This window comes from Sulfurovum sp. bin170, from assembly GCF_010892395.1.
Lineage (GTDB): Bacteria > Campylobacterota > Campylobacteria > Campylobacterales > Sulfurovaceae > UBA1140.
This window is the reverse complement of sequence record NZ_JAACKB010000173.1, coordinates 1-5,685: the sequence shown is the minus strand read 5'-3', so window position 1 is coordinate 5,685 and position 5,685 is coordinate 1. Positions and strand designations below refer to the sequence as shown.

Annotated in this window: 7 protein-coding genes; 1 reads left to right on the top strand and 6 read right to left on the bottom strand. The window is 34.7% G+C overall.

The genetic code is table 11. The annotated features are described in order from the left end of the window. The 6 genes from GSY74_RS04030 to secG form a co-directional block, all read right to left on the bottom strand. The coding region (locus GSY74_RS04030; protein ID WP_164663822.1) for a DUF5011 domain-containing protein at positions 1-1,181 on the bottom strand (1,181 nt) is incomplete at its 3' end. Between the two features lie 93 nt (positions 1,182-1,274). Next, entirely contained in the window at positions 1,275-2,204 is a 930-nt protein-coding gene (locus GSY74_RS04025) for a hypothetical protein (RefSeq protein ID WP_164663821.1), read from the bottom strand. 129 nt (positions 2,205-2,333) lie between these two features. Further along, entirely contained in the window at positions 2,334-3,077 is a 744-nt protein-coding gene (locus GSY74_RS04020) for an OmpA family protein (protein ID WP_164663820.1), read from the bottom strand. A 52-nt stretch (positions 3,078-3,129) separates the two neighbouring features. Beyond that, a complete protein-coding gene (gene pyrE, locus GSY74_RS04015; protein ID WP_164663819.1) occupies positions 3,130-3,738 on the bottom strand; it encodes an orotate phosphoribosyltransferase in 609 nt (202 codons plus the stop codon). 4 nt (positions 3,739-3,742) lie between these two features. Then, a complete protein-coding gene (frr, locus tag GSY74_RS04010; RefSeq protein WP_164663818.1) occupies positions 3,743-4,300 on the bottom strand; it encodes a ribosome recycling factor in 558 nt (185 codons plus the stop codon). A 97-nt stretch (positions 4,301-4,397) separates the two neighbouring features. Next, positions 4,398-4,751 (bottom strand): preprotein translocase subunit SecG, encoded by a 354-nt coding sequence (secG, locus tag GSY74_RS04005; RefSeq protein ID WP_164663817.1) that lies wholly within the window; start codon positions 4,749-4,751, stop codon positions 4,398-4,400. A 96-nt stretch (positions 4,752-4,847) separates the two neighbouring features. On the opposite strand from secG, the gene GSY74_RS04000 reads away from it, so the two are divergent. Continuing rightward, a complete protein-coding gene (locus GSY74_RS04000; protein ID WP_164663816.1) occupies positions 4,848-5,585 on the top strand; it encodes a methyltransferase in 738 nt (245 codons plus the stop codon). Positions 5,586-5,685: the final 100 nt, after the last annotated feature.

The following is a 5,685-nucleotide window of genomic DNA, read 5'->3' as shown; positions in this document are numbered from 1 at the left end:
TGAGCAAAGGTGTTATTGTCCAGATTGTTATCTATCCAAAACTGCTCTAAGAGAGGTAGATTGTAGTTTATCCAGACAATAGTTCTATCTTTTGTTGCTACATCTCTATAAAATTTTTGATACGCCAACTTCTCAGCTGACCCCTCACTATAATAACTTAGAACATCATATGTAGTACCAAGATAGAAAACCGCTTTTTTACTATTCATCTCATTTTCTACATATTGAGAAGTTGGTTTAGATATGACATTTAGATCAAAATGTCCTAATAGATTTTCGAGAAATATTGCATTGGTTTTTCCCATATGCCCAAAAGAACCTGCTGTATCATAGAGAATAAGTACATCTTTAGCTGTGTCAGTAGATGTAACAACAGAGACTGTTCTCATCTGCTGTATAGCTTGATTACCACTTGAATCGTTAACATCATAAGTTACGGTATATGTTCCCAAAACAGCCGTATCTACAGAGTTTTGAGTAACTATATCTACTGTGACATCTCCATCTATATTGTCCTCTGCTGTTGCTCCTGCATCAATATAAGTTGTATCTTGAATGACGGTTACTAAAGAGTCACCTATCAGCGTAATAGTTGGTTTAGTGTTATCCTCTCCACCTGACATCTCAATATCATCTAATTTAGCATCTCCTCGGATAAGAAATGCGTTAACTGATATGAGTTCATTATCAATCTCAAATTTTTTCAAATCAGCCTTTATATCTCTACTGAAAGTTCTCCATTGACCATCTGTTGAATCTGTACCTAAGCCAAAATGGATATATTGACTACCGTTTGACATACCATAATCTACATCATGAGGTGTATAGTAGAGGTATCTGTATCCCTTTTGAGTGTTAATAAGAATATAGATAGTATAATATTCGCTACAAGAGATACTCCATGTTAAAAGGTTATCTTCTCTATTGTTCCACGATTGAGTCTCATCAAATGAGCCAAGAATGTAACCATTTTCCATTCCTGCTCCCATAAGCTCAATAATATTACTTTGCTTATCACTGTCAAAAACTCTTGAAACTACTGCCCCTGTTGGTATGTTATCATAAACTTGCCAACTTTGAGTACTGTTCTCATTCTCTGCATCTTCATAAACAATTGCTGATGCAAAGTTACCTAAAAGAATTATCATCAAAAAAATAGTTAAACTTTTTCTATAATTCATAAAAATCTCCTTATTATTATCTGTTTTATAAAAACAGATAATAACTAAAATCATATAAGTAAGAAGTGTTATATTATAATTATTACCATTACTTTATAATCTTTGAAGCTCTAACATATCGTTAAATAGAGACCATAGTGATTTTGATTTTGGTACCATATCTTGTTTGAAATACCACCAAAAATATCCACCTATATAGCGAGGATGTTTAATCTTTAAACTATAATATCGTTGAAGATAGTCTGCTTTATCTTTCTCATTTTTGGTACCTACCTCACCAAAGCCAAGTTTTGCATTAGGAAAAATCTCACCCAAATCAGAGAAAACACTCTCCCACTCTTTGAGTGATGGTCGATAATTATCACAATCTTCCTCATAATAGCTTATAAAAAGATAATCAACTCCATTTTTGACCTCCATGTTAAGCTGATCTGTAGCCCACTCTCTCATTTTTTCTGAAGGTTTAGCCCAACAACCATCATTATAGTTATAGTCATTATAATAGAGTGTTAAAGCAGTTTTGTATCCTCTTTTTTTAGCCTCTTCATGGGCGTGTATAGTTTTTTGTGCGACCATAGATGGCTCACCCGTCCATTCACCATTAACCTCATTTCCTATCTCCCATATATCAACTCTATCTCCATGAAGAGATAGATACTCATCTACTCTAGTTTTATACTCCTCAAAAGTATAATCATTGATATACTCTGAGTCAAATAGCTCTCCCATAATATCAGTATGTGGTGCAAGTTGATTTAGTGCAGTCGTGTACTCTTTTGCAGGTATTTTATCAAAAACGATTCGTGTTATGGTTCGTTTAGAGAGAGACTTTATAGCATCAATACTCTGATTTATATCTTTGATTGAGTCTAGTGTGAGACCATACAGATAGCTATCTTCCTCTATCTCATATGAAACTTCAGTTGATTTTATTGTGGTGTTATTTTTAGAATCAGATTGACAAGATATTAAAAAAATAAGAGTAGCAAATAGAATAGATAAAAACTTTATTTTATGTATCATATGTTTACCTTATAATATATTTTATACGAACATTATATCATAATTTACAATTAAAAACAATAGTTTTTCTACTCTATAAATCTTTCAAAAAAAGTAAATATAAAACTTTTTTTGACTCTATTTAGTTTTTTAGTTTCTGCAAGGATCAATAACTGATGCTTGGTTTGGATATAGATATATCTCAACTCTTCTATTCAATGCCATATTGGTAGCAGAAGTATTTGGTGCTATAGGTTTTGAGTATGAACACCCTTTTGAATAAACTGGGTTCTTAAGACCTGAGTGAACAGTATTTCCCACAGATCTAGCTCTTGCTTCTGATAGTCTTTGATTATGCTGATAGCTACCTCTATTGTCAGTATGTCCTACCGCTTGGATAATTGTGTTGTTATATTTTTGAAGCACAGGAATCATTTGTCTAATCTCTGCTTGTGCCGATGGGGTAGGGGTTGATGAGTTGGTTCTGAACATCATTGGGTCACGGAACATAATTTTGACGAACTTGTCTGTATTTGATACTACCAGTTCGTTATTCGAATTTTGTTCTGCTTGAGGGTTATTATCTACACTTGTATTGAGTACTTGTGCAACCTCTTTTGCCTGTTGGTCGAGGCTATAACCTACCGCAGCACCCACAGCAGCACCTATCGCTCCACCCATAACAGCTCTTTTACCTCTAGTACCACTTCTATCAGCCGTAGTTCCACCTACAATAGCACCTAGTAGACCACCTACAATAGCACCTGTGGATGTATTGTTAGTACTGTTACCTTGCTGAGCATTTGGAGTTGCTCCTCCTGTAGTAGGAACACAAGCTGATAGCATTAGTACGGCTACCGATGAAGCAATAATTGGTTTTATATATTTTTTCATTTAAGAATCCTTTTTACTTAGATTCTCGTAGTATACCAAATATTAGTTAAGTTTAGTTACTTCTGCTTCCTGGTTTGATTGCGACACTACCTGCCTTACATAATGGACACTCTTCTGGAGTGAACATTTCAAAAGTAAAGTCATCTAAAGCAAAAAGAGGTTTATCTGTTGGTAGTTTACACTCTAGTTTAGGTGTAGTATTAGTTCCTTCTCGTCTACAGAATCCTCTGTTTGCAAGTGATGCAAAAGCAACGACCTCTGCCCCAAGCTCTTCTATAATTTTAGCAGCTTCCATTGCAGAGCCACCAGTGGTAATAATATCTTCACATATTAGTATCTTCTCACCTTTTTTTACCTCAAAACCACGGCGAAGCTCCATTGTACCATCTTTTCTCTCCACAAAAATAGAGCGAGTCTCTAATGCACGAGCAAGTTCATATCCTGCCAATATACCACCAAGTGCAGGTGCACAAACTGTATCTATCTCTATACCACTCTCTTTTATGCTATTTGCCAATTCGTCAGCCAAAATTTTTGCTCTTTTGGGATCTTCAAGTACTTTTGCACTCTGTAGATAACGATTTGAATGATTTCCACTTGAGAGGATAAAGTGACCCTCTAGTAGAGCGTCAGCCTCTTTGTATATTCCTGCTACATCCATTCTCTTATACCTTAAGTATATCAGCTTCTTTTGAAGCTAGTACCGAATCAATCTGGGCTACATGTGTATCTGTTATTTTTTGGATTTCAGCCTGTCCTCTTCTTGACTCATCTTCGCTAATATCTTTCTCTTTTTCATAATCTTTTATATCACTGTTGCTATCTTTACGAATATTTCTAATGGCTATTTTTGCTTTTTCAGACATAGCTTTTGCCTGTTTTACGATGGATTTTCTCTGATCCATTGTCATTGCTGGGAAAAATAGTTTTATAAAGTCACCATCATTATTTGGATTTACACCAATATCAGCTTTTTGTATGGCTTTCTCGATAGTCGATAGCATATTTTTTTCCCAAGGTGTGATAGAGATAGTTGTAGCATCCATTGCTATTACATTTCCAACTTGATTTAGTGCTGTAGGTGTACCGTAGTAGTCTACTTTGATATGGTCAACGATATGGGTAGTCACTTTACCTGTTCTAAGTGTAGAGAAGTCTCTCTTGAGTGCATCAATACTTTTGGACATCTGCTCTTTTGTATGGTCATAGATTTCATTTAACATGATAATTTCCTCATAATTTAATTATGGAATTTTACCCTTTTTTTGCTTGAAAATGATAGAAGAGTAATTATACAGGAGAAAGCCCCTGTATAGTTACTTATTTTGTAGAGTTGTTTGAGTCTACTGCTGTGGGTACAGTTGTAGGTGAGTTTGTATCTACCTGTGTATCTACTGTTGTAGGTACAGATGTTGAAGTTGATATAGTATCTGCCACAGATTGGTTTTTCTCTTGGTTATAGAGGTATCCCATTGACAGTGTATTGATAACAAAAAGTAGTGCCAATCCAAAAGTAGCTTTTGCTAAAAAACTAGCAGGACCTTTTGCTCCAAACATAGACTCGTTACTACCACTATATGCACCAAGTCCCATGCTTGAACTTTTTTGTAACAAAACGGCAATAATAATAGCAATTGCTAAAACAATTTGAATAACTAATAGGGTTGAAATCATTCTTTCCTCTTTAATCGTTGGTATAATAATACCAAATTGGGTATAATTTCGGCGATTATACCCTAAAATGATTAAAACTGAGATAAATAGAGATAGATGAATATAGTTCAAGAGTTTTCACGCTTTGCTAACCAATATGATAGCCATAACAGTGTACAGTCGCAGGTTGCCAAAAAACTTGTCTCCATGATAGATAAGGGTGATTATCACAGGATTGTAGATATAGGATGTGGTAGTGGTTCTATATATAAAAATTTAATAGAGAGTAATATATCTTTTGAAAAATTTACAGCACTTGACTTATCCAAAGAGATGTTGGATATTCATCCTAGCTCTTTTAAAATAGAAAAACTCTGTTTAGATTTTAATAACCCTAAAAGTTTTGAGCAGTTAAAAAAAAGAGAGTATGACTTTCTAGTCTCATCTTCAGCACTTCAATGGAGTATGGATTTGGATATGACACTAAAAGAGATTAGTCAGCTCTCAAAATCTTGTTATCTATCTTTTTTTACAGATAGTACATTTGCTACACTACATAGAGTTGCAGGTGTCAAATCTCCTATCTATTCAGAAAAGAGTATTAAAAGTATGCTAAAGAGATATTATAATTGCTCTTTTGAGACAGTAGAGTATCGTCTCTCATTTGAGAGCGTTCATCAGATGTTTAAGTATATTAAAAGAAGTGGTGTAAGTGGTGGGGATAGAAAGTTGAGTTATAAACAGACAAAAGAGGTGATAAAAAACTATCCACTCGATTATCTGGAATTTGAGGTTCTGTTTGTCGTAGGGTCGGTGAAAACCGACCATCAACTGCTTTGGAAACGGAGACTTTAGTCCAATGCCAATGAATTAAGCTTTTTTTTGAATGTAATAGTTCGGGTGTAAACACGCCGATTCCGAAAATGCAAATTGCATATACGGAACCGATGGCTTC

Coding starts and splice junctions, on each gene's coding strand:
- GSY74_RS04025 (WP_164663821.1), bottom strand. CDS start 2,204: ATGATACATAAAATAAAGTTTTTATCTATTCTATTTGCTACTCTTATT.
- GSY74_RS04020 (WP_164663820.1), bottom strand. CDS start 3,077: ATGAAAAAATATATAAAACCAATTATTGCTTCATCGGTAGCCGTACTA.
- pyrE (WP_164663819.1), bottom strand. CDS start 3,738: ATGGATGTAGCAGGAATATACAAAGAGGCTGACGCTCTACTAGAGGGT.
- frr (WP_164663818.1), bottom strand. CDS start 4,300: ATGTTAAATGAAATCTATGACCATACAAAAGAGCAGATGTCCAAAAGT.
- secG (WP_164663817.1), bottom strand. CDS start 4,751: ATGATTTCAACCCTATTAGTTATTCAAATTGTTTTAGCAATTGCTATT.
- GSY74_RS04000 (WP_164663816.1), top strand. CDS start 4,848: ATGAATATAGTTCAAGAGTTTTCACGCTTTGCTAACCAATATGATAGC.